Below are 26499 nucleotides of genomic sequence, written 5' to 3'. Positions count from 1 at the left end.
GCACGGTCGGCCCCTTTGGGGCCGGGGATTGGGGAATCGGGATTCGGGAATCGCAAAAGCCAGGCGGGCTATCGCCTCGCGGAGCCGCTCTTGCCATTCCCGATTCCCGATTCTCCATTCCCTCCGTTAGCCGCCGGCCTTCAGGGCCACATAGCTGGTCGCCTTGCCGTCGGTGACCAGCAGCATGACAACGTCGCCCTTCTTGTAGCTGGACAGGGCGCGGTTGAGGTCGGCGACGCTGCCGACCTTGGTGCGGCCGACGCGGGCGATGACCAGGCCCGGCGACAGCGGCGGTTGGGTGCTGCGTGCTGCCGCGCCGGTCACCGAGGCGATGCGCACGCCCTCGCCGGCCTCCAGGCCCAGGCGGCTGCGCTCGGCGGCGGTGAGATCGGCGACCTGCAGGCCGAGCAGCTCCACGCTGGCCGGGGCGCTGGGCTTGGCGTCGTCAGCCGCGGTACGCGGGGCGGCGTTGCCGGCGGGGTTGTCCAGCGTCGTCAGGGTGACGGCCACCTTGCGCGGCTTGCCATCACGCAACACATCCAGGTTGACCTTGGTGCCCGGCGCCATCAGGCCGATCATCGGCGGCAGATCGCTGGCAACATCGATCGGCTTGCCGTTGACGGCGCGGATCACATCGCCAACCTCGATTCCGGCCTTGGCGGCAGGGCTGCCGGGCGGAATGTCGTTGACCAGCGCGCCGCGTGTATCCGGCAGGCCCAGGCCCTGCGCCTTGAGCGAGTCGATCGGGCCAACCGCCACGCCCAGCATGCCGCGGCTCACATGGCCGGTGGCCTTGATCTGCTCGGCAGCGCTGAAGGCCAGGTCGATCGGGATCGCAAAACTGATCCCCATGTAGCCGCCCGAGGCGGAGAAGATCTGCGAATTGATGCCGACCACCTCGCCGCGCGTGTTGAGCAAGGGGCCGCCGGAGTTGCCCTGGTTGATCGCCACGTCGGTCTGGATGAACGGCACGTAGCGCTGATCCGCATACGGATTGCTGCGCCCGGTCGCACTGACGATACCGGCAGTGACCGAGTGGTCCAGGCCGAACGGCGAGCCGATCGCCACCACCCACTGGCCCGGCTTGAGCGTGTTGGAATCGCCCAGGCGCACCGTCGGCAGGCCCTTGGCCTCGATCTTGAGAAGCGCCACGTCGAACTGCTCGTCGCTGCCGACCACCTTGGCCTTGAACTCGCGGCGGTCGGTCAGCTTGACGGTGACCTCGCTGGCGCCATCGACCACATGGTGATTGGTCAGCACATAGCCGTCGGCGGAAATGATGAAGCCCGAGCCCATCGACTTGCCGGCGATGCCGCCATCGTCATCGCCGCCCTGGCCCGGCCCCTGCCGCGGCCCGCCCGGCATCTGGAAATCCGGCCCGAAGAAGCGGCGGAAGAATTCCGGCATCTGCTCGTCGCCAGGCATCGCGCCGCCGTCCTGCCCACCCGGACCACCACGCCGCTGGCGCGCCATGGCGTCCTTGCGGGTGATGGTGGTTTCGATATTGACCACACCCGGGCCGACCTGCTCGACCAGATTGGTGAAGTCCGGCAAGCCGCTCACCAGCTGCGGAGCCGGGGTGGCGCTGCGGTTGGCGGCAATCGGGGCAACATCCTTGGCCGCGGGCGCGGACTGCTGCGCGCAGGCGGCCAGCGGCAGGGTCATGGCGATCAGGCCGAACATCTGGGTACGAATGCGGTGGTTCATCAGGTTGCCTCCGATGGCAGGGCGACAGGGGCCAAAGCCCCTGCCACTGCAGGGGTCCGGCACGATAACGGGAGGGAGGGCGCCGAACGGATGAAGATCGGCGGCGGCATCAATCCTGCGGCGGCTGCGGCTGCACCGGCAGCGGCCGGTTGGGCGCCGGGCTGGCAACACCCTGCGGCCCAGGCTCGAACGGATAGAACGCGGTGCCCTGTCCGCCTTGGCGGAAGCTGGCATTGAGCGGACTTTCGCCGGCACCGGACAGCGCCGCACGCGGCCATGGGCGTGCCTGCAAAGTGGTATCTGGATGTGTGAACGGATTCGATGGCGCCGCCGCACCGGCCGTGGCCGTCGTCGCAGCGGGAGCAGCGGACGCCAGCATGCGGGTTGGCGCCTGCTGCTGACGCGAAGCGACGCTGCGGGCGACCTGCTGGTTGCGTGTGGCCGCGCCACGGCGCGTGGATGCCAGCGCAGCGGCTGGCACCGCAGCGGCCAGCGCGGCCACCTCGTCGGGGGCGGCCGGGCCGGGCTCGGCCGGAGCCTTCGGTGCTGCGGGCGTGGCGGCGGCCTGCGTGGCCGCCGGCAGCTGCGCTGTCGTGGCGAACACCGGGACCTGCTCGGCCGGCGGTACGGTCTCGGGCAGGCGCTCGCGCGCCATGAACAGGGCAATCGCGGCGACCGATGCCGCAATCGCCGCACCACCACCCCAGCGCCAGCGCGTGGCCGGACGCGTGGCTGGCTGCGCCTGCGGCACCGGCTCATCGGCAATGGCGCTGCGCACGCGCGCGGCAAAATCCAGCGGTGCCGGCGCGCTGGCCGCACCGCGCAGCACATCGCCGCACAGCTGCCAACGCTCGTGGCAGCCGGCCAGTTCTTCGTCGTGGGCCAGACGGCGCAGCAGGAAGCGCGACTCGTCGGCGCTCAATTCGCCATCCACCAGCGCAGACAGCTGCTGGCGGTAGTGACGCTCGAACTTGTCGGTGGTGGACATGGCAGGGTTATGGCTCATACACGGTGTCGCTCACGGGTAGCGCTTTCGGTCTCCAACAGAGGCCGCAGCTCGATGTCGATGGCCTCGCGCGCCCGGAAGATGCGCGAGCGCACCGTTCCGATCGGGCAATCCATCTTTCGCGCGATTTCGTCGTAGCTCAGCCCTTCCACCTCGCGCAGGGTGATGGCCGACCGAAGTTCTTCCGGCAGAGCTTGGACCGCACGCATCACCGTTTGTTCCAGCTCCTGTCGCATCAATTCGCGCTCCGGGGTGTCGGTATCGCGCAGGCGGGTGGCACCATCGAACTGTTCGGCATCGCTGATCTCGATATCGTCGGTGGGCGGACGGCGGTTGTGCGCAACCAGATGGTTCTTGGCAGTGTTGACGGCAATGCGGTGCAACCAGGTATAGAACTGCGAGTCGCCGCGGAAACTGTTGATCGCGCGGTAGGCGCGCACAAACGTATCCTGGGCCACGTCCTGGCACTCGCTCCAGTCGGCGATGTAACGCCCGATCAACGCAACGATGCGGTGCTGGTATTTGCGCACCAGCACATCGAACGCTGCGCTCTCGCCGCGCTGCACACGCCGGACCAGTTCCAGGTCCAGCTCCTGAGGTGTATCGACTTCGGCCATGTCGGGCCGCACTCCTGTCAGCCCACCGAAGTCGGGCAATGAGACAACCATTGAAAAGAAAAGTTCATACCGATCCGTACGATCGTCACGCATCAGACTAGCTGCACCGATGCGCCACTGGCGACGCCTCGCACGAGGCGCGCGCCGCCCTGCCGACAGGTATGGGTATTTGACGTGAAGGAAACAACCTCTGGATGATAACGACCTTTCCTTATATCTCCGGACGGCCAGACGCATGCTTCCAGGTTTCGACGGGCTCCGATTCAGCCATTGGCAGGCCGACCTGCGCGAGGACGGCGTGGTCGTGCTCAGCCTTGATCGTCAGGCCGCACCGGTCAACGCGTTTTCGCAGGAGGTGCTGCTCGAACTGGGCGCGCTGGTCGAACGCCTGGCGCTGGACCCGCCCAAGGGCGTGGTGGTGCGCTCGGGCAAGCCCAACGGCTTCATCGCCGGCGCCGACCTGAAGGAATTTCAGGAGTTCGACCGCAAGGGCACCGTCAACGATGCGATCCATCGCGGCCAGAGCGTCTTCCAGAAGCTGGCCGAACTGCCCTGCCCCACGGTCGCGGCGATCCATGGCTTCTGCATGGGCGGCGGCACCGAGATTGCGCTGGCGTGCCGGTATCGCGTGGCCTCCGACGATGCCAGCACGCGCATCGGCCTGCCGGAAACCAAGCTCGGCATCTTTCCCGGCTGGGGCGGCAGCGCCCGCTTGCCGCGCCTGATCGGTGCGCCAGCGGCGATGGACCTGATGCTGACCGGCCGCACCGTCGCGGCCAAGGCCGCCCGCGCGATGGGCCTGGTCGACAAGGTCGCCGCGCCCGCGGTGCTGGTCGATGTCGCGGCCGCGCTGGCGCTCACCGGCAGCAAACGCCCGTTCAAGCAGCGCGCCACCGCGTGGGCCACCAATACCTTGCTCGCGCGCAAGCTGCTGGCGCCACAGATGCGCAAGCAGGTCGCGCGCAAGGCGCGCAAGGAGCATTACCCGGCGCCCTACGCCTTGATCAATGTGTGGGAGCGTGCCGGCGGCAGCGGCATCCAGGCGCGCCTGGCGGCAGAGCGCAAGGCGGTGGTCAAGCTTGCCAGCACGCCGACCGCACGCAACCTGATCCGCATCTTCTTTCTCACCGAGCGCCTGAAAGCGCTGGGTGGCAAGGATGCCGGCGCTGCGGCGCCGGCTCCGATCCGCAATGTGCATGTGGTCGGCGCCGGCGTGATGGGCGGCGATATCGCGGCCTGGGCGGCGTACAAGGGCTTCGAGGTGACGCTGCAGGATCGCGAGCAGCGCTTCATCGATACGGCGCTGGGCCGCGGCGGCGAGTTGTTCGCTAAGCGCGTCAAGGACGAGGCCAAGCGGCCGGCGGTGGCGGCGCGCCTGCGTGGCGACCTGGCCGGCACGGGCGTGGCGCAGGCGGACCTGGTGATCGAAGCGATCATCGAGAACCCGCAGGCCAAGCGCGAGCTGTATCAGTCCATCGAGCCGCAGCTCAAGCCTGATGCCTTGCTGACCACCAACACCTCGTCGATTCCGTTGACCGAGCTCCGGGGGCATATCCAGCGCCCGGCGCAGTTTGCCGGCCTGCACTACTTCAATCCGGTATCGATGATGCCGCTGGTGGAAATCGTGCAGCACGACGGGCTGGATCCGGCCAACGTCGCGCGCCTGGCGGCGTTCTGCAAAGCGCTGGACAAATTCCCGGTACCGGTGGCCGGCACCCCGGGCTTCCTGGTCAATCGCGTGCTGTTCCCGTACCTGCTCGAAGCGGCGACCGCCTATGCCGAAGGCGTACCGGGCCCGGTGCTGGACAAGACCGCAGTGAAGTTCGGCATGCCGATGGGGCCAATCGAACTGATCGACACGGTGGGGCTGGACGTTGCCGCCGGCGTGGGCGCGGAGCTCGCACCGTTCCTGCACCTGCCGATTCCGGCGGCGCTGGCCACCGTGGAGCCGGGCAAGCGCGGCAAGAAGGACGGCCAGGGCCTGTATAAGTGGGAGAACGGGCGCGCGGTCAAGCCCGAGGTCGCCAGCGGCTACGAGGCGCCGGCAGACCTGGAAGATCGCTTGATCCTGCCGCTGCTCAACGAAGCCGTCGCCTGCCTGCACGACGGCGTGGTGGCCGACGCGGACCTGCTCGACGCCGGCGTGATCTTCGGCACCGGCTTTGCCCCGTTCCGCGGCGGCCCGATCCAGCACATCCGCAGTGTCGGCGCCGACGCCTTGCTGGCACGTCTGCAGGCACTGCAGGCGCGCTATGGCGAGCGTTTCGCGCCGCGCCCGGGCTGGCAGTCGCCGTTGCTGCGTGAACCGGTGGCGTGAGCCGTCGACGCTGTCTTCGACGTCGATCAGCCACGCAAGCGGCGGGCGATCGGCGACTGGGGTGATCTGCAGGTTGCAGCGCGGCAAGCCATCGACCCACGCTTCGCAGGCAGCAAAGAACAACGGCGAGCCAAGGCTCGCCGTTGTTTTTACCAACTTGCAACATGCCTCAGAAACGCAGACCCACACTGGTGAAGAAGTAACGGCCCGCCTGGTCGTAACCGGCGAGCGAGTTGCCGTTGAAGGTCAGGCTGCCGCCCACCAGCGGCGGCTCCTTGTCGGCGATGTTGTTGATGCCCAAGGTCCAGGTGACGTAATCGCCCAACTGCATCGAACCGGACAGGTCGAAGTAGTTGTACGCCGACACCTTGTTGTCCTGGTTCACCAGGCGTACGTCGGTTGTGCCACGGGTGCCGTCGGTGTTCTGGTAATCCAGCTCACCGATATAGCGCCAGCGCAGACTGACGGTGTAGCGATCGAAGCTGTAGCGCGTGCTCAGCACATGCCGCCATTCGGCACTGTTGCAGGCCACGTTGACCACGCCCGCGCAGTCGTAGGTCACTTCCTGCACACCCGGAACCGGCTCGTACTCCTGCTTGATGGCGTAGCTGCCCATCATCGAGGCGGTCAGGCGCCCGGGGCCGACGCTCCAGGCATACGAGGCGGTCAGATCCACGCCCTGGAAATGCAACGAACCAAAATTATCCTGGGAATTGAGGATCAGACCGGACACGTCCGGATCGCTACCGCGGAACAGATCGCCCGTGGTGGCATTGCGGCGCACGCGGCTGCAGATATCCGCATTACCGGTCACGCCGCATGCGGTAAGGATGTTGGACGAGCCGATGCTGCGGATCGCGTCGTCGATCTTGATGTCGTAGTAATCCACGCTCAGATCTAGCCCCTTGATCGGGCTGGCGGCAAAACCGACGGTCCAGGTGTTGGCCGTTTCCGGCTGCAATGTCGTATTGCCGCCGCCGATTTCGTTGTACTGGCCGGCCGGGTTGGCTGCAACACGGCCGTATTGCGCCGCAGTTACACCGGTGTTGGCGCACTGGGCCTGGGTAAAGACCGGATTGGCACCGGCACACGGATCGCTACCGCTCCACAGTCCGATCGTATTTTCGTTGTACAGCTCGGTCACGTTCGGAGCGCGGATCGCACGGTTCCAGCCCGCGCGCAGGTGGTACTTGCCATCGACGAATGTTGCACCCAGACCGGCCTTGTAGGTACTCACGCCACCGGAGGTGTCGTAGTCCGAGTAGCGATAGCCAAGCTGCATGTCGAGGTGATCCAGGCTACCGGCCTGCGCCACCAGCGGCACTGCGCCTTCGAGGAACAGTTCCTTGACGCCGATGTCGCCGGACACATTGGAGGTCGGGCCACCCAGGCCGGTGAAGTTGCCGGTCTGCATGTTGCTGTCGGCCACCCGCTTGAAGGTCTCGTTGCGGGTCTCGACACCACCGACCAGACTGATCGGGTTATCGCCGGCCCACGGCAGGCTGTAGCCGAAATTGCCGGTCACATAGGCGTTGAACACGCGCATCGAGGTTTCGTAGTTGACGATACCCACGCCCTGCAACGCCTCTGCCTCTGCTGCGGTGACACTGTCGGTCCACACGCTGTAGGGCACGCAACCATCAAACGAGCCAGGCTGACAGCCCAGCAATGCATCGCGTACGCGCGTGGTCACGAAGTCGTTCCTGTTTTCCGACTTGGTGGTGCTGCGGTTGTAGGTGAACGAGGCGTCGTACGACCAGTTGTCGTTGATGTCGCCCTGGGCGCCGGTGGTGATGCTGAAACTGTTGGTATCCGAGTCGGTGATGCGCGGGCCGCCTTCGACGTTGCGCTTGGCCACGTAGACGGTGAACTCGTCGTCGGTGATGCCCACATCGTTGCACAGGCTACCGATCACCGAGGTGGCGCAGTTGACGTTGAGGTCGGTGAAAAACGCGCCCGACGGCGCGATCTGGGTCGAACTCTTGCGGTTGACGAACAGGGTTTCGAGATAAGGCTTGAAGTGCTCGTTGACCTCGTACTTGATGTTGGTGCCGGCCGTGTAGCGCGTGTCCGGACGCTGGTAGTAATTCAATGGCGCGAAGTTGTAGAGATTCGGAGATGCGACCTGCGACCAGGTGCCGCCGGCTGAAGGCTGCACGTAGAACGCGCCAGCCGACGGAGCGACGACATAGAAGTTGGCCGGATCTGCGGTGGCAGAGCCGCCGCACGCGGTGCCGCGGTTACTCAACGCGCATGCGGAGTAATCGCGCTGGCCCTGCAGCAGTGGATCGTTCTCGCGCCAGGTGGCCCATGCGGTGGCATGCCCCGCCTCACCGAAGCTGCCGCCGATGGCCAGGTCCACATTGCGCGAGATACCGTCGAAACCGGAGTTTCCAGTCGGATAATCGTAACCGGCGTCGTCCATCAGGCCGCGCATCAAGGTGTTGCCGTTGTCGTGCTGGTAGGCGTTGTAGCCCATGTCGACACTGACACCTTCGAACTCGTCGTCGAGCACGAAATTGACCACGCCGGCGACGGCATCGGAGCCGTACACCGCCGAGGCGCCGCCGGTCAGGATGTCCACGCGGCGCACCAGCGCTGCCGGAATGATGCTGATGTCCGGACTCTCGCCGATGCCTTTGGGAATGCGCCTGCCGTTGACCAGGGTCAAGGTGCGCTGCGCGCCCAATCCACGCAGATCGACGGTCGCATACCCCTGCGAGCCATTGTTGGCGAAGTTGTCGAAGCTCGCCGAAAGCTGCGGGTACTGATTGATCAGATCTTCGACCTTGGTCGAGCCGGTGTACTGGAATTCTTCCTTGTTGATCTCTGCCACCGGACTGGAGGCAGTCATCGTCTGGCTCTTGATGCGCGTACCGGTGACACTGATCGCGTCCAGGCTCTTGAGTTCCGTCGAGGGCTGCTCCTGCGCGCTCACGGTTCCCGACAGGGCCAACGCCGCAGCGCCAACCGTGAGCGATACCCGGATGGCGTCGCGCAGCTTGGTGGTCTTCAATCTCATCTCTCTCTCCGAGAAGTTCGAACGGGTAAGCGCAACGCACCGCATCAGCATCTGAGGCAATGCCGGCACGTGCTGCGACGTCGTTGGCAAGCGCATCAAACTGCGCTTCCACACTGGCGAACGGCCGGACGAAAAAGCGCCCGAAAAAACGTTGCCAACCCGATGTTAAGACCACGTTGAGGAGAATTAAAGCGCCATTCAGAAATGCTCCGAATCGGTGCGGCGAATCCCCAAAAGAGTGCGGATGTCACGGAAAAGCGGCCCGACGGCGCTCTTTTCTCTCGTGGAGCCCGATTCCGCCTTGTTCGTTCGTTCGTTCGTCGGTCGCGAGCCAACCGCTCGCTCAGTTGCAAGAACTGTTGGTCGGCCAACGGAAAACTCTTACGACGCTTCGACGCCGGGTAAGACCACTCCGGTTGCCTGAAGTCGCGTCAATAAGGGCAGCAGTCCGTCCAGATGCCGGCGAGAGCTATGCACCGAGCGTTGGTGGACATCGCCGCGCACCTGCGCCGCGCTCGCAGTCACGAACGGCACATGCTCCAGTTCGGTGATGGTGTCACTGCGCGTCAGCCCGCACCAGCTCAGCACCCGCGTGATCTGCTGGTCGGTGTCGCGCACCAACTCTTCGTAGTGCACGTCGAGAATGCTGCCGGGCAGCACTGCATGCCAGTGCCGCATGGTCTGCTGGTAGGCCAGGTAGTAATCCGCGAGCTCATCGAGCGCATACGAGAACGGATAGGCGTTGTAGAACAAGGTCTTGTACATCGCATAACAGGTGTCCAGCGGATCGCGCACCAGATGGATGATGCGTGCGCGTGGCAGCGCGGCGGCAATCATGCCGCAATACAGGTAATTGACCGGCATCTTGTCGATGAACACCGGATGGTCGTGCACCAGCTCACGGGCGCCGCGCAGATACTCCTGCCCAAGCGCCGCGAAATCGATCTGCAGCGATGCCTGGGCGGCGGTCAGTTCGGGATTGGTCGACAGTACGCCGGAGGTCGCACTGCCGAGCAACGCACCGAAATCCATCAGCTCCCCGGCCGAGCGTGCACCGCCGCGCTGGATCAGCAGGCGCTCCAGCAAGGTGGTGCCGGAACGTGGCAAACCGACGATAAAGATCGCCCCCTCGCCCGCATGACCGGGCTGCAGTGCGCGCAAGGCAGCCGGGCCATACGCCTCGCGCACCTGGGCAATATGCGCACACTCGGCAGCAACGTCGTACTGCAAAGTCTTGCGCTTGCAGGCCGCTGCGGCGGTCAATGTCTCGAACGACTCCGCATGCTGGCCCAGGTCCTCCAGCTCCTTGCTCAAGGCGTACAGGCCTGCCGCCCGGGCGGATGGTTCCGATAGCGTGGTCAAGCGGCGACGCAGATCGTCAAGGTGGTTGTGCTGCCCGGTCTGGCGCCGGAGCGTGGCGCGCAGATACAAGGCATCGCCCGTGCCGGGTGCCAGTTGCAATAGCCGCTCCAGGGTGAGCTCAGCCGCATCGAATTCACCGCCAAAGAACTGCATGGTGGCGAGGTCGTACAGCAAGCCGGGCTGTTCTCCCAGCAATGTCATCGCATGCCGATACGCGTTGCGGGCGGCCGCCACCTCGTGGCAGCCACTGTACAGCGCACCGATCCGCCACCATGCAGCGCCGTCGGCGGCCGCCAACGCCTGCGCCTGGCCGGCGACAAGCCGGGCCTCGCGGCGGCGACGCAGCTGCAGCAGCAAGCTACCGTACTTGATCAACAGCGGGAGCGGTGACGTTGCAACCGCCGCGGCCTGTGCGATGCGGTCGGCTGCGGCCTGCGGATCGCCGTTGGCCAGCCGGGCTTCACTGGCAAGCTCCAGCAGATGCGCATTGCCAGGCTGCTCTGCGCAGGCGCGGTCGGCGAACACAGCTGCCTCGGCATAACGTCCCTGACGCAGCAGTTGATACCCGTTGTGCAACAGTGCGCGCAGCTGTCTCTCAGTCATTCGTTATCTTCTGTTTGTTGCGATGCCGTCGTTGGCCTGGCTAGTCGATACGGCGGGCGCGTAGCGCCACACCGGCAGCGGTGACCAGCATGTAGCTTCCCATTGCGGCCTTGCGGATCACCACGACCTCGCCCTCGGCCAGCGGCCCGCGGCTGGTCGCTTCTGTCAGCCCCCAGCGCTGGCGACTGTCCAGCGACACGATGCGCGTGCCGTCTGGCTGATACGCCACTGCAAGCACCTTCGCGGTGAGTTGCGCAGGCGCTGATTGCTGCGCGCCTGTCGCTGCCGAGGCCTGTTGGCTGCTGCGGCCGAATGCCCTGACTGCCCTATCCGCCTCCGCCGCCCGCACCGCCTGCGTTGGCGGGAAGCTGGCGTCGTAGCAGGCCAGCCGCGGCAAGGGATCAAGTACTTCGGCGCAGCGATGCGTCGGCACGTCCTGCGCCGATGCCGCCCAGGCGCAGCTCAACACCGTCAGCCCCCACACCACTCGCTTGTGCATGCGCGCATCTTCACTCGTCGATTGCAGCAGAGCATACAAGGCAAGTGGCGAACGCAGGAAAGACCGCTCATCACCGTCCGGCCGCGGGGCGATTGAACGCACCGCTGGCGCCGCCTAAGCTGCAGCTCTCCCACCCGCTGCAAGAATGCCTGGAAAACGCCTTGGACCCGTCCTTGCAGCACGCCGCACGCTTACTGCAACAAGGCCATCTGGCGCAGGCGATCACCGCCTATCGCCACATCCTGCAGGCGCAGCCCCGATGCGCCGATGCCTGGTACAACCTGGGATATCTGCTGCGCCAGACCGGCGAGGCATCCGCCGCACTGGACGCTTATGCGCAGGCATTGCAGCACGGTGCCGCGCTGCCGGAGCAAATCCATCTCAATCGCGCCGCGTTGCTGAGCGACCATCTACATCAGGAGGCGGCAGCGCTGAAGGAACTTGATCTGGCACTGCAGTGCCGGCCGGACTACGCCCCGGCCTTGCTCAATCTGGGCAACCTGCAGGAAGAGCTGGGCGCACGCGACCAGGCGGTCGCCGCCTATCGTCGGCTGCTCGCCAGTCCTTCTGTCGATGCCCAGACACGGGCGCTGCAGTTGCAAGCCACCGCACGCCTGCTGCACCTGGATCCTCCCACGCATGCGCAGGACACACGCCTGCTTGCACTTGCGCAGGCAGGCTCGGTCGCGGGGCAGGATCCTGCGTTGACGGCCACGCTGCTGCATGCACTGGCCCATGCCTACGACCGCCTCGGCCTGCACAGCCAGGCATTCGCTGCGGCCAGTGCCGCCAACCGGCATGGCCATGCACATGCGCGGCGCTACGACCCGATCCGCACACAACAGCAGTTCGACAGCATCGCTGCGGTATTTGCCGATGCAAGCGACGCGCGCCAGCCACCGCCCATGGATGCTGTCGGCGACGCGGTGCCGGCACTGTTTATCTGCGGCATGTTCCGCTCCGGCTCCACCTTGATCGAACAGGCCTTGTCGCGCCACTCGTGCATTGCTGCAGGGGGCGAACTGGATGCGTTGCCGCGACTGGTTGCACAGTCGCTGTCGCCATTCCCGCAAGCCGCGCAGCATCTGTCCTCGCACACGCTGGCGCAGCTGGCCGCGGCCTATCGTCGACGCGTGGCTGCGGCCGTCCCCCATCACGCGCAACTGCGTTACATCACCGACAAGCGCCCCGACAACTTTCTGCTGATCGGGCTGATCAAGCAGCTGTTTCCGGCGGCCAGGATCGTGCACACACGTCGTCACCCGCTGGATAACGGGCTGTCGATCTTCATGCAGCAGCTCAATCCACAACGCTTTGACTATGCGGGCCGGCTGGAGGACATCGGGCATTTCTATGCCGCCTACCAGCGACTGATGGCGCATTGGCTGTCGCTGTACCCGGACAGCATCCATACCTTCGACTATGACGCCTTCGTCGCCGCGCCGGAACGCAGCCTGCGTGCACTGCTGGACTTTTTGCAGTTGCCCTGGGAACCGGATTGCCTGGATTTCCACAAGGCACCCGGAGCCGTCAAAACAGCCAGCTACTGGCAGGTGCGCCAGCCCCTGCATGGCGATGCGTCCGGACGCTGGAAACCCTACGCGACCCAGCTCGCTCCGCTGCGCGACACGCTTGCCCGGTTTGGCATCACGCCTGCGGACTGAACCGGCCGACTACCGGCACCACCTCACCCCGCACGGTGGTGCGCAATCGCCGTCTCCATGGCATTGACCATCTGCCGCTCCTCCTTGCTCAGCAGCGGGTTCCAGACATCGAAGATCAGCACCGCACGCAGCTGCGCGCTCGTGTTGCGCGCCTCATGCTCGATCGAGTCGTCGAACACCAGCACCTTGCCGACCCCCCACTGCCGCCAGTCGTAACCGACCCGGAAGCTGCAGCCCTCGGGCACGATCAACGGAAGATGCGCCACCAGACGTGCGTTGGTCTCGCCATGGTGCGGCGGAATGACCGTCTGCGGCGCAAGCACCGAAAACATCGCGTTGGGGCACACGCCGTCGATCTGCGCCGCATCGACCAATGCCAACGCGGCGGCGGTTGCCGGGCACTGCCGCAGATGTTCATCCACCGGCTGTCCATGTGCCCACAACGGATAGGAACTCCATGCCGGCGAATGGTTGAGGTCTTTCCACTGATTGACCGGCTGGTCCGGCGCGTAGGCGATATACGGTGCAAAGCCGCCCTTGTCCTCGTGCATGACGGCGCGCAGTTCCTGCGCGATCGCCTCGGTCTGACGCTGTACTGCAGCGATCCAGGGGAACGCGTCCGGCGGGTGAAACGGCAGGGCTGGCAGTCGCGGGATGTACAAGCGGTTGGATTGGGAATGGAACGGGCGACTGCGCCCGCATGCGATCGCGGCTGCCTCCGCCCAGCGTCCTGCGAGCGCGGCGTCCAACGCGATGCCAGGAGCATCCAGGACGGCGCGCAATTGCGCCTCCAGCTCAAGCGTGTCCTGCTCCACTGCCTGCGTGGCCAGGGCCAGCTTGCGACGCAACACCGCCGGCCACTGCGGCTCCGGTGGCGCGACCTTCAGCGCATCGCGATAGACACCGGCGGCGGCGCGCGGACGGCCGCGCGCCTGCAGGAATGCGGCCTTTGCCAGCAGCCCGGGCAGGAAGTACGCATCCAGCGCCAACGCCGCGCTGATGGCCTGCCATTCGCCCTCCACATCGCCTTGCGCCTGCTTCACCACCGCAATGGTCAGCACGACCATCGGATCGCCCGGGCTGCTTGCGCGTGCGCCTGCCAGGTACTCCAGCGCCGCCGTCGCATCGCCGCGCTGGTAGGCATGCACGCCCAGGCTGTACAAGGCCTGCGGGTGCGTCGGCGCCAACTGCCGCACCTGTGTCCACAACTGCTCGGCCTGTTGCCATTGCCCGGCCGATGCCGCCGCGCCCGCCTCGGCAATCAGCGCAGCAATGCGTTCGTTGCGTTGTTCGATCTGTACCGCCATCGCGCCGCCGGCCTCGCAGTCTTTCCCGGCTCGATCATACGGCCTGGGCGGCAGCTCGGCAGCCGGACGGCTCTTCCCTCTATCGGACAGGCTGGCCTGGCTGGGTCCTGCTCCAGGCAACGCCATTCGACCGCCGATCAGACAACAAGCCCACTGGCGGCGTGGTCCGCGTCAGTGCGAGTGGCCGCCGTGCGAATGCGCGTGACCACGGTGATCGTCATGCGCGGAGCCTTGCGCGGCCGGCGCCGCGCCACACGGCTCGGTGCCGCAGTCGCCGCTCTCCACCTGCAAGGTGACGTGGGTGATCTCGAAGCGCGCGTGCAGCAGCTCGGCGAGGGCGTCGCGCAGGCGGTCGCGGTCGGTGGTTTCACTGACCACCACGTGTGCGGTGAGTGCGGGCGTGCTTGAGGCCAGTGCCCAGACATGCAGGTCGTGCACGTCTTCGACGCCGGGGTAGCTGCTCAGCGCCTGCTGCACCTGCGGCAGATCGATGCCTTTGGGCACGCCTTCCAGCAGCACGTTGATCGCCTCGCGCAGCAGCACCCAGGTGCGCGGCAGCACCCACAGGCCGATCAGCACGGCCAGCACCGGGTCGATCCACTGCCAGCCGGTCCAGCGGATCAGCAACGCGCCGATGATCACCGCCACCGAGCCAAGCATGTCGCTCCAGACCTCGAGATAGGCACCCTTGACGTTGAGGCTCTCGCCGCTGCCGGCGTGCAGCAGCTTCATGGCGATCAGATTGATCACCAGGCCGAAACCGGCGATCAGCAGCATGCCGCTGGAGGAAATATCTTGCGGTGCGCGGAAGCGCTGCGCGGCCTCCCACAGAATGTAGGCGCCGACTGCGAACAACAGCGCGCCGTTCGCCAGCGCGCCGAGCGCTTCCAGCCGCACATAGCCATAGGTGCGGCGCGCATCGGCAGGACGACGGCTCAGGCGCACGGCAAGCAGAGCGATCATCAGGCCGACGGTGTCTGTGGCCATATGTGCGGCGTCGGACAGCAGCGCCAGGCTGTTGGTGATGAACGCACCGATGACTTCCGCCAACAGGAACGTGGCGGTAAGTCCCAGCGCCCACCACAGCGGTGTCTCGTGACGGATTTCGCTGGGTGCGTGGTTGTGGTCGTGTCCCATGGATGCGGTGGCCTCGTGCAATGCGCGCACCTTAGGCGCACGCGATGGCGGAGACTATTACACCCGGGCGTGATGACATCACATCACGCGAGCGCGGCGTTGCACCTTGTTGCCCAGGCCGGGTAGCGACTTGGAGCGGCCAACAGAACCTCTCAAACGCCGCAGCGATGGCGGCAACGTGTCGGCAACCCTCGCTTTCGTTAGCGGGTGGAGTGATGTCGTATTGGCGGTGACATTGCTCGGATAGAAAGAAGCTGATCAGACCCCACCTCATCGGACGGCTGCACTGCTTGCACTACTTCCACTGCTTGCACTGCTTGCACTGCTTGCACTGCTTGCACTGCTTGCAACCATGCGTACCTACCATCGTGACTGGTCCTTGCCCGCCTACCGTCGCGGGACCTTACGCGGCATGGATGCCGCGTAAGAGCCTACATGGACGTACTTGCGGCGTGTCCCGCGATGGTGGGCGGGCAAGGGCCCTGCAGCAAAACCACAGCGTCGAGTGCGCGGTGCCCTCACCGCTCGCGGGACACGCCGTGAACCCGTCCCTGGGGGCTCGGTGGCGGCATCCATGCCGCCACACGGTCCCGCAATCGGCGAGGACACCGCACCAGACAGTTTGCTGGCTGTCTTACTGAAAACCATGCACACCAATCAACTCGACAGGTCCTTGCCCGCCCACCGTCGCGGGACCTAACGCGGCATGGATGCCGCGTAAGAGCCTACATGGACGTACTTGCGGCGTGTCCTGTGATGGTGGGCGGGCAAGGACCTCGCAGCCAAGCCGCAGATCATCCGCTCTACAGCCGACTTCCCAGTTCGATCAACTCTCCAGACAGATGCGAACTGCCACTCCGGCTACTCCTCCTTGACGGTGGGCCTAAACGCTTTGTTAGCCGCTCTCAAACCTTGGCCACCAGCTTGATCACGCTGGAGAAATCCAGCGCACCGTTGCCGGCCTGGCTGTTCATCGCGTACAGATTGCGCGCCAGCTCGCCGAGCGGAATCGACACGCCCGCCTGCACTGCGGATTCGGCGACCAGCCCCAGGTCCTTGAGCATCAGATCGTTGCCGAAGCCGCCGCTGTAAGCGCGCGATGCCGGCGCGTTGGGCAACACGCCCGGCCAAGGATTGCACACTTCGGTGGCCCAGCTGCGCCCGGTGCTGACCGCCATCATCTGCGACAGCACCGCCGGGTCCAGCCCCTGCGCAACACCGAGCGCCAGCGCCTCGCCGGTGGCGGCCATGATCACGCCCAGCGCCATGTTGTTGCACAGTTTGGCGACCTGGCCGGCGCCGTTGTCGCCGACGTGGAAGATGTTCTTGCCCATTGCCTGCAACACCGGCCGCGCACGCTCCAATACCTGCGCGGCGCCGCCGACGATAAACGTCAGGCTGCCTGCCGCCGCGCCCGCCGTCCCGCCGGAGACCGGCGCATCCAGCACCGCCAGGCCACGCGCCTGCGCTTCGGCGGCGAGTTTGCGTGCGCTGGCGGGTGCGATGGTGCTGCAGTCGATCACCAGGGCAGCGGCAGGAATCTGCGCCAGAATCCCGGCCTCGCCCAGGTACAGCGCTTCGACATGGCGGCTGGCCGGCAGCATCGAGATCACGATCTCGGCGTCGGCCAGGGTGTCGTGTGCGGAGCTGGCGGCATGCGCGCCGGCAGCAACTGCCGCGTCCAGCGCAGCGGGCACCAGATCGAATACCCGCAGCTGGTGCCCGGCCTTGCTGAGGTTGGCGGCCATCGGCCCGCCCATATTGCCCAGGCCGATAAAAGCGATTTTGCTCATGGTGTGGTTTTCCAGGGTTGGGCGGCCATCACCAACTGGCGCGGCCGTCGAATGGTGTGCCCGGCCGCAGCGCAGCGCGGCAAACGGGCGCAGTGGCGTCCCTCGGTCCTGCAATGCGGATGCGGCTCATTGTCCGCATCCGCCAAGACCGTTCGCGGCGGCGTGTCAGCGACTCAACCTGCACCAAGATCGGCAAGCGGATGCCGTGCGGGTGGCCAGGGCGATTGCAGGAATGCCGCCGCCCATTGCGCATCGGCCTGCTCGAGCGCGGCAGGCTGCCACTGCGGCGTGCGGTCCTTGTCGATCAACAGCGCGCGAATGCCTTCGGCGAAGTCGCCATGCGCGGCGGCATACAGCGCCACCACGTACTCGGTGCGAAAGGTGTCTGCCAGCGTGCCGGTGCCCGGGTGACGTTGCAGCTCCCAGGCCAGGCGCGCCGAGCCGGGGGCGCCGGCTGCCAGCGTGGCACGCGCGGCCTGCAGCCAGGCATCTTCGCTTTGCAGTGCCAGGATTGCGGCGACCACCTCCTGCAGCGTCTGGCCTGCCACCAATTGCGCGATCAGCGCCGCATGCACCTGCAGCGGGCCCGGCTCCAGCGGTTGCGCAATCCCGTGCAGGAATGCGCCGAGCTGGGCGCGATCCTCATCGGCATCGCCTGTCCAGGCATGCGCGTCCAGGGCGTCCAGCACTGCCGCGTACTGCGCATGTTCCAGGCGGACATCCGCAAGCCCGGCATAGATGGCATCGCTGGCATCCAGCGGCGCGCCGGTCAGTGCCAGAAACAATCCGGCGCCGTGCGGCACGCGGCGCAACAACCAACTGCCACCCACGTCGGGAAACAGGCCGACACTGATCTCCGGCATCGCCAGCCGCGAGCGCTCGGTGACCACACGATGGCTGGCGCCGGACATCAAGCCGATGCCGCCGCCCATGACGATGCCGTGGCCCCAGCACAGCAGCGGCTTCGGGTAGGTGTGGATGCGATGATCGAGCCGATATTCCTCTTCGAAGAACGCAGCGGCGTGCGCATTGCCCTGCGGTTGCGCGCGACGTTGCTGCGCGTCCGGCACCGCCTCACGATGCGCGCGCATGCTCTGGTACAGACCATGCAGGTCGCCGCCCGCGCACAACGCCTTCTCGCCGGCACCACGCAGCACCACGCAGGCAATCTGCGCGTCGTCGGCCCAGACGCGCAGCTGTGCATCCAGCAAGCGCGTCATCTGCAAGGACAGGCCGTTGAGCGTCCTGGGCGCATTCAAGGTGGCGATGCCGATGCGATGCCCGTCGGCGCAATCGCGTTGTTCGAACAGCACCGGGGCTTCTTCGGGGAGGCTCACATCCAGCATCAGCCATTGCTCCACTGCGGTGCGCGCTTCTCGAGAAAGGCCGCCACTCCCTCGGCCTGATCGGCCTGCTCGAACAGGTCGACGAAGGCTTCGCGTTCTGCCACCAGCGCGGCGGCATGCGTGCCGTGGCGGGTGGACTGCACCAGGCGCTTGCACGCCGCGACGCTGGCCGGACTCTGCTTGCCGGCGCGCTGTGCCCAGGCGATGGCCAGCGCGCGCGACTCGCCCGTGCCCACCACCTCTTCCACCAGGCCGATGCGGTGTGCTGTGGCGGCATCCAGACGCTCGCCGAGCAGGATCATGCGCTTGGCCCAACCCTCGCCGACCAGGCGCGGCAGGTTCTGGGTGCCGCCGGCGCACGGCAACAAGCCGACGCTGGCTTCCGGCAAGGCCAACTGTGCGTGTTGCTCGGCAATGCGCAGGTCGCAGGCCAGCGCGCACTCCAGGCCACCGCCCATCGCATAGCCGTTGATGGCAGCAATCGACACGCCGCGAAACGCGCTCAAGGCTTCGAAGGCTTCGCCAAAGCGACGCGCGGCCTCCCGTGCAGCAGCCTTGTCGCCATCGGCAAACTGCTTGAGATCGGCGCCGGCACTGAAGAACTTCTCGCCGTCGCCAGTGATCACCAGCGCGTAGATGCTGCGATCCGCATCCAGCGCGCGGACCAGATCGCGCAAGGCCGCAAGGCTGTGCACGGTCCAGGTGTTGGCTGGCGGATTGCGCAAGGTGACGATGGCGACATGGCCGTCGCGTTCGACATGTAAACCGGTATGCGTGCGTGTTGCCCAATCGCTCATCGCAATTCCTCCTCGCCGTTGAGCAGGTGGCGCGCAATGATCATGCGCATCACCTCGTTGGTGCCTTCCAGGATGCGGTGCACACGGCTGTCGCGCAGCAGGCGCTCGATCGGATATTCGCGGATATAGCCGTAGCCGCCGTGGATCTGCAAGGCATCGTCGCAGATCGCAAAGCCGGCGTCGGTGGCGAAACGCTTGGCCATCGCGCACCACACGGTGGCATCGTGGCTGCCGGCATCGAGCTTGCGTGCAGCGGTGTGCACCATCTGCCGCGCGGCCACCAGTTGCGTGGCCATGTCGGCCAGTTTGAACTGCAGCGCCTGGAAATCGGCCAGCTTCTTGCCGAACTGCCGGCGCTCGCCCATGTAGCGGCGGGCGGCGTCCAGCGCGCCTTGCGCCGCTCCCAACGAACAGGCGGCGATATTGATGCGGCCGCCATCCAGTGCCTTCATCGCCATCTTGAAACCTTCGCCTTCCTTGCCCAGCAGATTGCCGGCCGGAATGCGCACGTTCTCGAAGCTCACCCCGCGCGTGGGCTGGCTGTTCCAGCCCATCTTCTCTTCCTTGCGGCCGTAGCTGATGCCGGGCGCATCGGCGGGCACCACGAAGGCGCTGATGCCGCGCGCGCCGTCGTCGCCGGTGCGGGCCATCACCACCAGCACATCGGTGGCGCCCGCACCGGAAATGAAGGCCTTGCTGCCGTTGAGCACGTAGCTGTCGCCGTCGCGCTGTGCGCGCGTCTTGAGCGAGGCCGCGTCCGAGCCGGCACCCGGCTCGGTGAGGCAGTACGAACCCAGCTTGGCGCCGCTGGTCATCGCCTCGCCCCACTGCGCGCGCACCGCGTCGTTGCCGTAACTGGCGATCAACCAGGTGGCCATGTTGTGGATGCTGATGAACGCCGAGGTGGATGGATCGACCGTGGCGAGTTCCTCAAAGACCACTGCGGCATCGAGCCGGCGCATGCCCAGGCCGCCCACGCCCTCATCGGTGTACAGCCCGCAGAATCCCAGCTCGGCCGCCTTGGCGATCGCCTCGCGCGGGAAGTGGCTTTCCGCATCCCACTGCGCGGCGTGCGGTGCGAGTTCCTTGTCGGCAAAGTCGCGCGCGGCAGCGCGGAAGGCTTCCTGCTCGTCATTCAAATCGGCTGTATTGGCGTGTAGCTGGATGGCTGCATTCATGGCGATCGTGTCACTTGAGGGAGATGGTGGTGTTGACGCCGTGGCCCAGCGTTTCGTCGTCGAACCAGCGCGCGGTCACGGTCTTGGTCTGGGTGTAGAACATCACCACCTGCTTGCCGTACGGGCCCAGGTCGCCGAGCTTGGAGGCCCGCGATCCGGTGAACGAGAACAGCGGCACCGGCACCGGGATCGGCACGTTGATGCCGACCTGGCCCACGTCGATGTCTTCCTGAAAACGCCGCGCCGCCGCACCGGACTGGGTGAATAAGGCGGTGCCATTGCCATTGGGGTTGGCATTGACCAGGGCGATGGCCTCGTCCAGCGTGGCCGCCTCCAGGATCACCAGCACCGGTCCGAAGATTTCCTCGTCGTAGATGCGCATGCCCGGCCTCACGCCGGAGAAGATCGTCGGGCCGACGAAGTTGCCCTGCTCGAAGCCCGGCACGCTGGGCGCGCGCCCATCCAGTTCCAGTGTGGCGCCCTGTTCGACGCCGGAGGCGATCAAGCCTTCCACACGCTCGCGCGCCGCGCAGGAGATCAGCGGCCCGACCTCGGTGCCCGGCGCATTACCCGCCCCCAGGGTCAGGCCCTTGGCCTTGGCCACCAGCGCCGGAATCCATTGCCGCGCCTCGCCCACCAGCACCAGTGTGGATGCCGCCATGCAGCGCTGGCCGGCCGCACCGAAGGCGGCGCCGACCATCGCATTGAGCGTCTGTTCCTGATTGGCGTCCGGCAGCACCACGGCATGATTTTTCGCACCCATCATGCATTGCACGCGCTTGCCGGCCAGCGAGGCGCGCCGATAGACGTGCGTGCCGACCCTGGTCGACCCGACAAACGACAGCGCCTTGATGTCCGGGTGGTCGCACAACGCGTTGACCACGTCTTCGCCGCCGTGCACGACATTGAGCACGCCCTTGGGAATGCCCGCCTCCAGCGCCAGTTCCACCAGCCGCATGGTCACCATCGGGTCCTGCTCGGATGGCTTGAGCACGAAGGTGTTGCCGGTGGCGATGGCCATCGGAAACATCCACAACGGAATCATCGCCGGGAAGTTGAACGGGGTGATGCCCGCGCACACGCCCAGCGGCTGCAGCAGGCTATAGGTGTCCACGCCGTTGGCGACGTTGTTGGCCAGCTCGCCCAACTGCAGGTTGCCGATCGCCGCGGCGTGTTCCACCACTTCCAGCCCGCGGAACACATCGCCTTCGGCATCGGCCAGGGTCTTGCCCTGCTCGGCGCTCAACAACGCGGCCAGCTCGGGCATGTGTTCGCGGATCAACTGCTGGTATTTGAGGAAGATGCGCGCACGCGTGCCGATCGGGGTCTTGCGCCAGCTCACGAAGGCCTGGCTGGCCGCCGCCACCGCCGCGGCCACTTCGCCGCTGGTGGCGAACGGCACCTGTGCCAGCACCGACTGGTCGGCCGGGTTGACCACGTCCTGCCAGTGGGTGCTGGCGGAGGTGACGAACTGGCCGTCGATCAACAGGGAAACGCGCGGGACGGAATCACTCATTGCAGGGTCGCTCGCAGAAGGTTGCTACAGATACTTCGCATTGTTCGCACCGCGACCTGGCATTCCCAGCCCGAGACTGCTTAATCGCGCTAAGCTGCCGCCACTATTTTGCGAATCTTGCAAATGCCCCAGTCGCAACTCCCGCTCCGTCACCAGCTCGGCCTGCGCCTGCAGCGGCTGCGCCAGCGCCACGGCCTGACCCAGGCGGAGCTGGCGCGCCGGCTCGGGCTGTCGCCGAGCTACCTCAACCAGATCGAGCGCAACCAGCGCCCCCTGACCCTGGCAATCCAGCAGCGGCTCAAGGTCGCGCTGGGCGATCTGGACGGCCTGCTCGACCTGGACGACCCGGCCGCGCTGGTCGAGCCGCTGGACGAATCGCTGCGCAGCCTGGGCCACAGCCTGTCGGCCGCCGAGCTGCGCGTGCTCACCGGCAACCTGCCGCAGGTGGCCCAGGCCTTGCTGGACCTGCACCGCGCCCACCAGCACCTGCTCGAGCGCACCGCCGCACTGGAAATACAGATCGGCGCCGACCACGCCGCACTGCCCTCGCTGTCGCCGGGCGAGCAGGTGCGCGATTACTTCAACCGCGCGCACAACTATCTGCCGGAACTGGATGAGCGCGCCGAGGCGCTGTATGCCGAACTCGGCCTGACCTCGGACAACCTGCCGCTGCGGCTGCGCCAACGCCTGGCCGATCGCCACGGCCTGCTGGTGCAGGATGCGCCCGATCTGCACAGCGACAAGCGCAGTGTGGATACGCAGGCGCGCGTGCTGTGGCTGCCCGCGCATCTGCGCCCCGGCCAGCAGGCCTTCCAGATGGCCGCGCAACTGGCGTTGCTGGAATGCGCGCCCTTGCTCGACGCACGCATCGCCGACGCCGGCTTCGAAGATGCCGAGCGTATCGCGTTGTCGCGGATCGGGCTGTCGAACTATTTCGCCGGCGCGCTGGTGATGCCGTATGGCCAATTCCTGCGCAGCGCCCAAGGCTCGCGGTACGACATCGAATGGCTGGCCGATCGCTTCGGCGTCGGCTTCGAGGCGGTCTGCCACCGGCTCAGCACCTTGCAGCGGCGCGGTGCCGCCGGGCTGCCGATCTTCTTCATGCGGGTCGATCGTGCCGGCAATGTGTCCAAGCGCCACTCGGCCACCGACTTCCACTTCTCGCATGTTGGCGGCGCCTGCCCGCTGTGGATCGTCTACGAGGCCTTCAACCAGCCCGACCGCATCCTGACCCAGATCGCACGCATGCCCGATGGCCGGCGCTACTTCTGGCTGGCGCGCCAGGTCAGCAGCGGCGCGCCGGGCTACGGCCGCCCGCGCAAGACCTTTGCGTTGGCGATGGGCTGCGACCTGCGCCATGCCGATCAACTGGTGTATGCGCGCGGCTGGGACCTGGACGCGGTGGACGATGCGGTGCCGATCGGCCCCGGCTGCCTGACCTGCGAACGCAACGACTGCGTGCAGCGCGCCTTTCCGGCACTGCCCCGATTATCTGCCAAGGCGCGTTAGGCCGAGACCCGGGTCCGTCGCGTCCACCAGGCAACCGTGGTTCCCGGTACACGCAACTCACGCCGCAACTGTGACCAGGCAGACGCTACCGCTGCACTGCAGCATTCCAACGCGAGATAGCTCACGCAAAATGCTTCATTGGAATGGAATGGCTTGCGCTTCTACCCTGAAGCGGACACATGCAGGACAGGGGGACGTCAAGGCGATCGACCATCGTCGCAGCGTCACGCAAACGATCAATCAGCTCCACACCGCAACAACCGCCATGCCCGCGTTGGACACGCCAACGCGCAGCCGCGCCACAGCGCCGCACCAGCGGCTACTAGTCCATTCGGTAACTTTGTCCTGGGAGGGATCAAACGATGCCCGTTCACCACACCGGCCACCTGGCCAGCCGGCGCCTGCGCCGCACGCCCGTGCGCGACGTCCTCTGCACCACCATCGCCTGCGTGCTGGCCACCGCGTTCAGTGCGCAGGCACAGGACAGCGCGCCTGCCGCGCCGCCGGCCACTGACGCCACCACCAGTGCTGCGCCGCCGGTCACGCTCGACAACATCACCGTGATCGGCCAGCGCGCCAGCCTGAACCAGGCGGTGCAGGCCAAGCAGATGTCCGATCACGTCATGGAAGTGATCTCCGCAGACAACATGGGCCAGATGCCCAACGTCACCGTGGCCGAAGCGCTGGTGCGCCTGCCCGGCGTCAACGGCACCCGCGACCGCGGCAACGAGAGCCTGGCCACCGTGCGCGGCCTTGGCCCGCGCATGACCATGGGCACCGTCAACGGGCGCGAAATCGCCTCCTCCGAGCCCAATCGTGCAGTGCGCTGGGAAGTGTTTCCCACCGAGATCGTCTCCACCGTCAAGGTCTACAAGACCCAGTCGGCGGACCTGGTCGCCGGCGGCCTTGCCGCGACGGTGGACATCTCCACCATCAGCCCGCTGGACTACACCGGCCCGGGCTTTGTCGGCACCGCCGGCCCGGTGTTCTACGACCACGCCAAGGACGTGGACGGCTATTCCCCGTGGGGCAGCCGCTTCGGTGCCAGCTGGGTGCACCACATCAACGACAACCTGGCGGTTGCGCTGGGTGCCACCTACCAGAAGCAGAAGAACTCCAACTCCTCGATTGGCAGCTGGGGCTATACCGATGCCACCACCTCGCGCGATGTGGATGGCGACGGCCGCGTGGACCCGACCCCGTTCGGCGCGGCCGACCAGCTCAAGCTCACCGAGCAGACCCGCACCGGTGCGATGGGCACGGTGCAATGGCGCTCGGGCAACTTCGAGTTGAAGTTCGACGGCCTGTATTCGCGTATCGAGATCGACGAGGACCAGTTGCAGAACTGGTTCAACGGCCTGGCCTACAGCACCTTCTCGACCGGCGCCAATCCATACACCACGCCGGGCTCGTCCTACACCATCGTCGATGGCGACGTGGTGGCCGGCACGCTGGCCAACTCGAACCTGCAGGTCGACCATGTGGTCAGCCACTACAACGAGGTCAAGACGCTCACCGCCGGCGGCCTCAACGCCAAGTGGAGCGGCGACGTGTGGACGCTGGGCAGCGACCTGTCGTTCTCGCAGGCCAAGCGTGACAACACCTGGCAGGCGGTACGCTTCGGCAGCAACCCGGACACCGTCTCGTTCGATTTCCGCCGCAGCGTCACCCCCACCATCAGCACCAGCTCGGACACGCCCGAGTGGGGCATCGCCGGCCAGACCGAGCCGCAGGGGCTACGCGACAAGATCGCCGCGCTGGCGCTCAACGCCAGCCGCCCGGTCGATACCGCGGCGTTCACCTCGCTGGAATTCGGCGCACGCGCCGCGCGCCGCGAGAAGCAGAACCGCCGCTTCATCAGTAACCAGTCCGGTTACGACCAGCCGATCTCGGCGTACCAGGGCCTGATCTATCCGGTCACCATGCCGGACTTGAACGTGCCCACGCTGACCGGCGGCAACATGGATGCCATCGCCCAGATCGGCTTCGGCGGATTCGACCCGGCCACGCTCGACGAGCAGTTGCTCGACCACTGGAACGTCAAGGAAGACGTGCGCGAAGCCTTCGCTAAGGCGGTGTTCAGCTCGCAGCTGTTCGGCACCGATGTCACCGGCAACATCGGCGTGCGCCTGGTCAACACCAAGACCACCAGTGACGGCTTCGATTCGGTCGGCACCACCGTGCAGGCCAGCAGCGACAGCAAGGAATATACCGACGTGTTGCCCAGTGCCACCGTCAACTTCCTGATCGACGATCAACGCATCCTGCGCTTTGCGGTGGCCAAGGTCATCGCGCGTCCGCCGCTGGACGAGTTGCGCACCGGCCGGCGCCTGGACGACCCCAACGTCACCGTCGGCCAGCTCACCGGCAGCGGCGGCAACCCGCAGCTGGATCCGTTCAAGGCCACCCAGGTCGACCTGTCCTACGAGTGGTACTTCCACAAGGAAGCGCTGGCGGCGATTGCGGTGTATCGCAAGGAAGTGGATTCCAGCATCGGCTACCGCACCGACCGCGAAGTGATCAACGGCCTGGATTACCTGGTCAGCGCGCCGTTCAATGGCGGCGGCGGGCATATCAACGGTGTGGAACTCACCTTCCAGACGCCGTTCTACTTCATCCCGCACATGGAAAACTTCGGCGTCTACTCCAACTTCTCGCTGGTCGATTCCAACCTCAAGGAGTTCTCGCCGGAAGACAATCCGCTGCCGCTGAGCGGGCTGGCACGCAAGACCGGCACCTTCGACCTGTGGTACAGCAACGGCAGCTTCGAAGCGCGCGTGGGTTACAAGTACCACAGCCCCTACACCGTGGTGTACGGCTGGAATGCGGCGCGGCTGGCACGGCTGCAGAGCGAAGGCACGGTGGATCTGAGCCTGAACTGGCAGTACAGCAAGCAGCTCGGTTTCCGCTTCCAGGCCGGCAACCTCACCAACGAACCGCTGCGCGCGTACACCGACAACAAGCCCAACCGTCTGGCCAACCAGGACGACGGCGGCTATCAGGTGTTCGGCCGTCGCTACTCGCTGGAAGCGACCTACAAGTTCTAAGGCATCGCTGACACCGCTGCTGCACGCCTGCTCCACCACTGCGGGCGGTGTGCGCAATCGCCTGCGTCGCTG

The 26499-nt window shown here is 66.2% G+C and carries 17 protein-coding genes; 4 read left to right on the top strand and 13 right to left on the bottom strand.

What is annotated here, in order from left to right:
- Nucleotides 1-126: 126 nt before the first annotated feature.
- The 3 genes from ABQY64_RS06810 to rpoE form a co-directional block, all read right to left on the bottom strand.
- Complete coding sequence (locus ABQY64_RS06810) at nucleotides 127-1707, bottom strand: DegQ family serine endoprotease (protein ID WP_104573846.1); 1581 nt, start codon at nucleotides 1705-1707, stop codon at nucleotides 127-129.
- A 109-nt stretch (nucleotides 1708-1816) separates the two neighbouring features.
- Nucleotides 1817-2713: a sigma-E factor negative regulatory protein gene (locus ABQY64_RS06805; RefSeq protein WP_349779123.1), complete on the bottom strand. Its 897-nt coding sequence runs from the start codon at nucleotides 2711-2713 to the stop codon at nucleotides 1817-1819.
- Nucleotides 2710-3330, bottom strand: a complete 621-nt coding sequence (rpoE, locus tag ABQY64_RS06800) for an RNA polymerase sigma factor RpoE (RefSeq protein WP_016903799.1) — start codon at nucleotides 3328-3330, stop codon at nucleotides 2710-2712. The genes ABQY64_RS06805 and rpoE overlap by 4 nt, the downstream gene beginning before the upstream one ends.
- A 235-nt stretch (nucleotides 3331-3565) precedes the next feature.
- Between rpoE and ABQY64_RS06795 the strand changes: the two genes are divergently transcribed.
- The gene (locus ABQY64_RS06795) at nucleotides 3566-5647 is read left to right on the top strand and encodes a 3-hydroxyacyl-CoA dehydrogenase NAD-binding domain-containing protein (protein ID WP_349779124.1); all 2082 of its coding nucleotides are present in this window, start codon (nucleotides 3566-3568) and stop codon (nucleotides 5645-5647) included.
- Between the two features lie 169 nt (nucleotides 5648-5816).
- Here the strand turns inward: ABQY64_RS06795 and ABQY64_RS06790 are convergent, their stop codons facing one another.
- The 3 genes from ABQY64_RS06790 to ABQY64_RS06780 form a co-directional block, all read right to left on the bottom strand.
- Nucleotides 5817-8669 carry a TonB-dependent receptor gene (locus ABQY64_RS06790; RefSeq protein ID WP_102254556.1) on the bottom strand — a complete coding sequence of 951 codons (2853 nt, stop codon included), beginning with the start codon at nucleotides 8667-8669 and terminating at the stop codon, nucleotides 5817-5819.
- A gap of 381 nt (nucleotides 8670-9050) precedes the next feature.
- The gene (locus tag ABQY64_RS06785; RefSeq protein ID WP_104600856.1) at nucleotides 9051-10634 is read right to left on the bottom strand and encodes a sulfotransferase; all 1584 of its coding nucleotides are present in this window, start codon (nucleotides 10632-10634) and stop codon (nucleotides 9051-9053) included.
- A gap of 40 nt (nucleotides 10635-10674) precedes the next feature.
- Nucleotides 10675-11133, bottom strand: coding sequence for a hypothetical protein (locus tag ABQY64_RS06780; RefSeq protein WP_349779125.1), 459 nt, complete (start codon nucleotides 11131-11133; stop codon nucleotides 10675-10677).
- Nucleotides 11134-11294: 161 nt separating this feature from the next.
- On the opposite strand from ABQY64_RS06780, the gene ABQY64_RS06775 reads away from it, so the two are divergent.
- Nucleotides 11295-12797 carry a sulfotransferase gene (locus ABQY64_RS06775; RefSeq protein WP_349779126.1) on the top strand — a complete coding sequence of 501 codons (1503 nt, stop codon included), beginning with the start codon at nucleotides 11295-11297 and terminating at the stop codon, nucleotides 12795-12797.
- Nucleotides 12798-12820: 23 nt separating this feature from the next.
- On the opposite strand, the gene ABQY64_RS06770 is transcribed toward ABQY64_RS06775, so the two are convergent.
- The 7 genes from ABQY64_RS06770 to ABQY64_RS06740 all read right to left on the bottom strand — a co-directional run bounded on the left by ABQY64_RS06770 (nucleotide 12821) and on the right by ABQY64_RS06740 (nucleotide 21871).
- A complete protein-coding gene (locus ABQY64_RS06770; protein ID WP_349779127.1) occupies nucleotides 12821-14104 on the bottom strand; it encodes an aspartyl/asparaginyl beta-hydroxylase domain-containing protein in 1284 nt (427 codons plus the stop codon).
- Between the two features lie 171 nt (nucleotides 14105-14275).
- A complete protein-coding gene (locus tag ABQY64_RS06765) occupies nucleotides 14276-15241 on the bottom strand; it encodes a cation diffusion facilitator family transporter (RefSeq protein ID WP_349779128.1) in 966 nt (321 codons plus the stop codon).
- A gap of 905 nt (nucleotides 15242-16146) precedes the next feature.
- Nucleotides 16147-17049, bottom strand: coding sequence for a 3-hydroxyisobutyrate dehydrogenase (gene mmsB, locus ABQY64_RS06760; protein ID WP_349779256.1), 903 nt, complete (start codon nucleotides 17047-17049; stop codon nucleotides 16147-16149).
- Between the two features lie 158 nt (nucleotides 17050-17207).
- Nucleotides 17208-18395 (bottom strand): enoyl-CoA hydratase/isomerase family protein, encoded by a 1188-nt coding sequence (locus ABQY64_RS06755; RefSeq protein WP_349779129.1) that lies wholly within the window; start codon nucleotides 18393-18395, stop codon nucleotides 17208-17210.
- Nucleotides 18380-19177: an enoyl-CoA hydratase gene (locus ABQY64_RS06750; protein ID WP_016903185.1), complete on the bottom strand. Its 798-nt coding sequence runs from the start codon at nucleotides 19175-19177 to the stop codon at nucleotides 18380-18382. Before ABQY64_RS06750 ends, ABQY64_RS06755 begins: the two co-directional genes overlap by 16 nt.
- Nucleotides 19174-20355 (bottom strand): acyl-CoA dehydrogenase family protein, encoded by a 1182-nt coding sequence (locus ABQY64_RS06745; RefSeq protein WP_102583613.1) that lies wholly within the window; start codon nucleotides 20353-20355, stop codon nucleotides 19174-19176. The genes ABQY64_RS06750 and ABQY64_RS06745 overlap by 4 nt, the downstream gene beginning before the upstream one ends.
- A gap of 10 nt (nucleotides 20356-20365) precedes the next feature.
- Complete coding sequence (locus tag ABQY64_RS06740; protein ID WP_104552914.1) at nucleotides 20366-21871, bottom strand: CoA-acylating methylmalonate-semialdehyde dehydrogenase; 1506 nt, start codon at nucleotides 21869-21871, stop codon at nucleotides 20366-20368.
- Between the two features lie 123 nt (nucleotides 21872-21994).
- Here ABQY64_RS06740 and ABQY64_RS06735 point away from each other — a divergent pair, with 123 nt between their 5' ends.
- The gene (locus ABQY64_RS06735; RefSeq protein WP_349779130.1) at nucleotides 21995-23380 is read left to right on the top strand and encodes a short-chain fatty acyl-CoA regulator family protein; all 1386 of its coding nucleotides are present in this window, start codon (nucleotides 21995-21997) and stop codon (nucleotides 23378-23380) included.
- Nucleotides 23381-23742: 362 nt separating this feature from the next.
- Nucleotides 23743-26427, top strand: coding sequence for a TonB-dependent receptor (locus ABQY64_RS06730; RefSeq protein WP_349779131.1), 2685 nt, complete (start codon nucleotides 23743-23745; stop codon nucleotides 26425-26427).
- Nucleotides 26428-26499: the final 72 nt, after the last annotated feature.

Origin of the sequence: Xanthomonas sp. WHRI 7065, assembly GCF_040203115.2 — a bacterium.
Classification (GTDB): Bacteria; Pseudomonadota; Gammaproteobacteria; order Xanthomonadales; family Xanthomonadaceae; genus Xanthomonas; species Xanthomonas arboricola.
The sequence above is the reverse complement of the archived record's forward strand: the minus strand, read 5'-3'. Positions and strand labels throughout refer to the sequence as shown.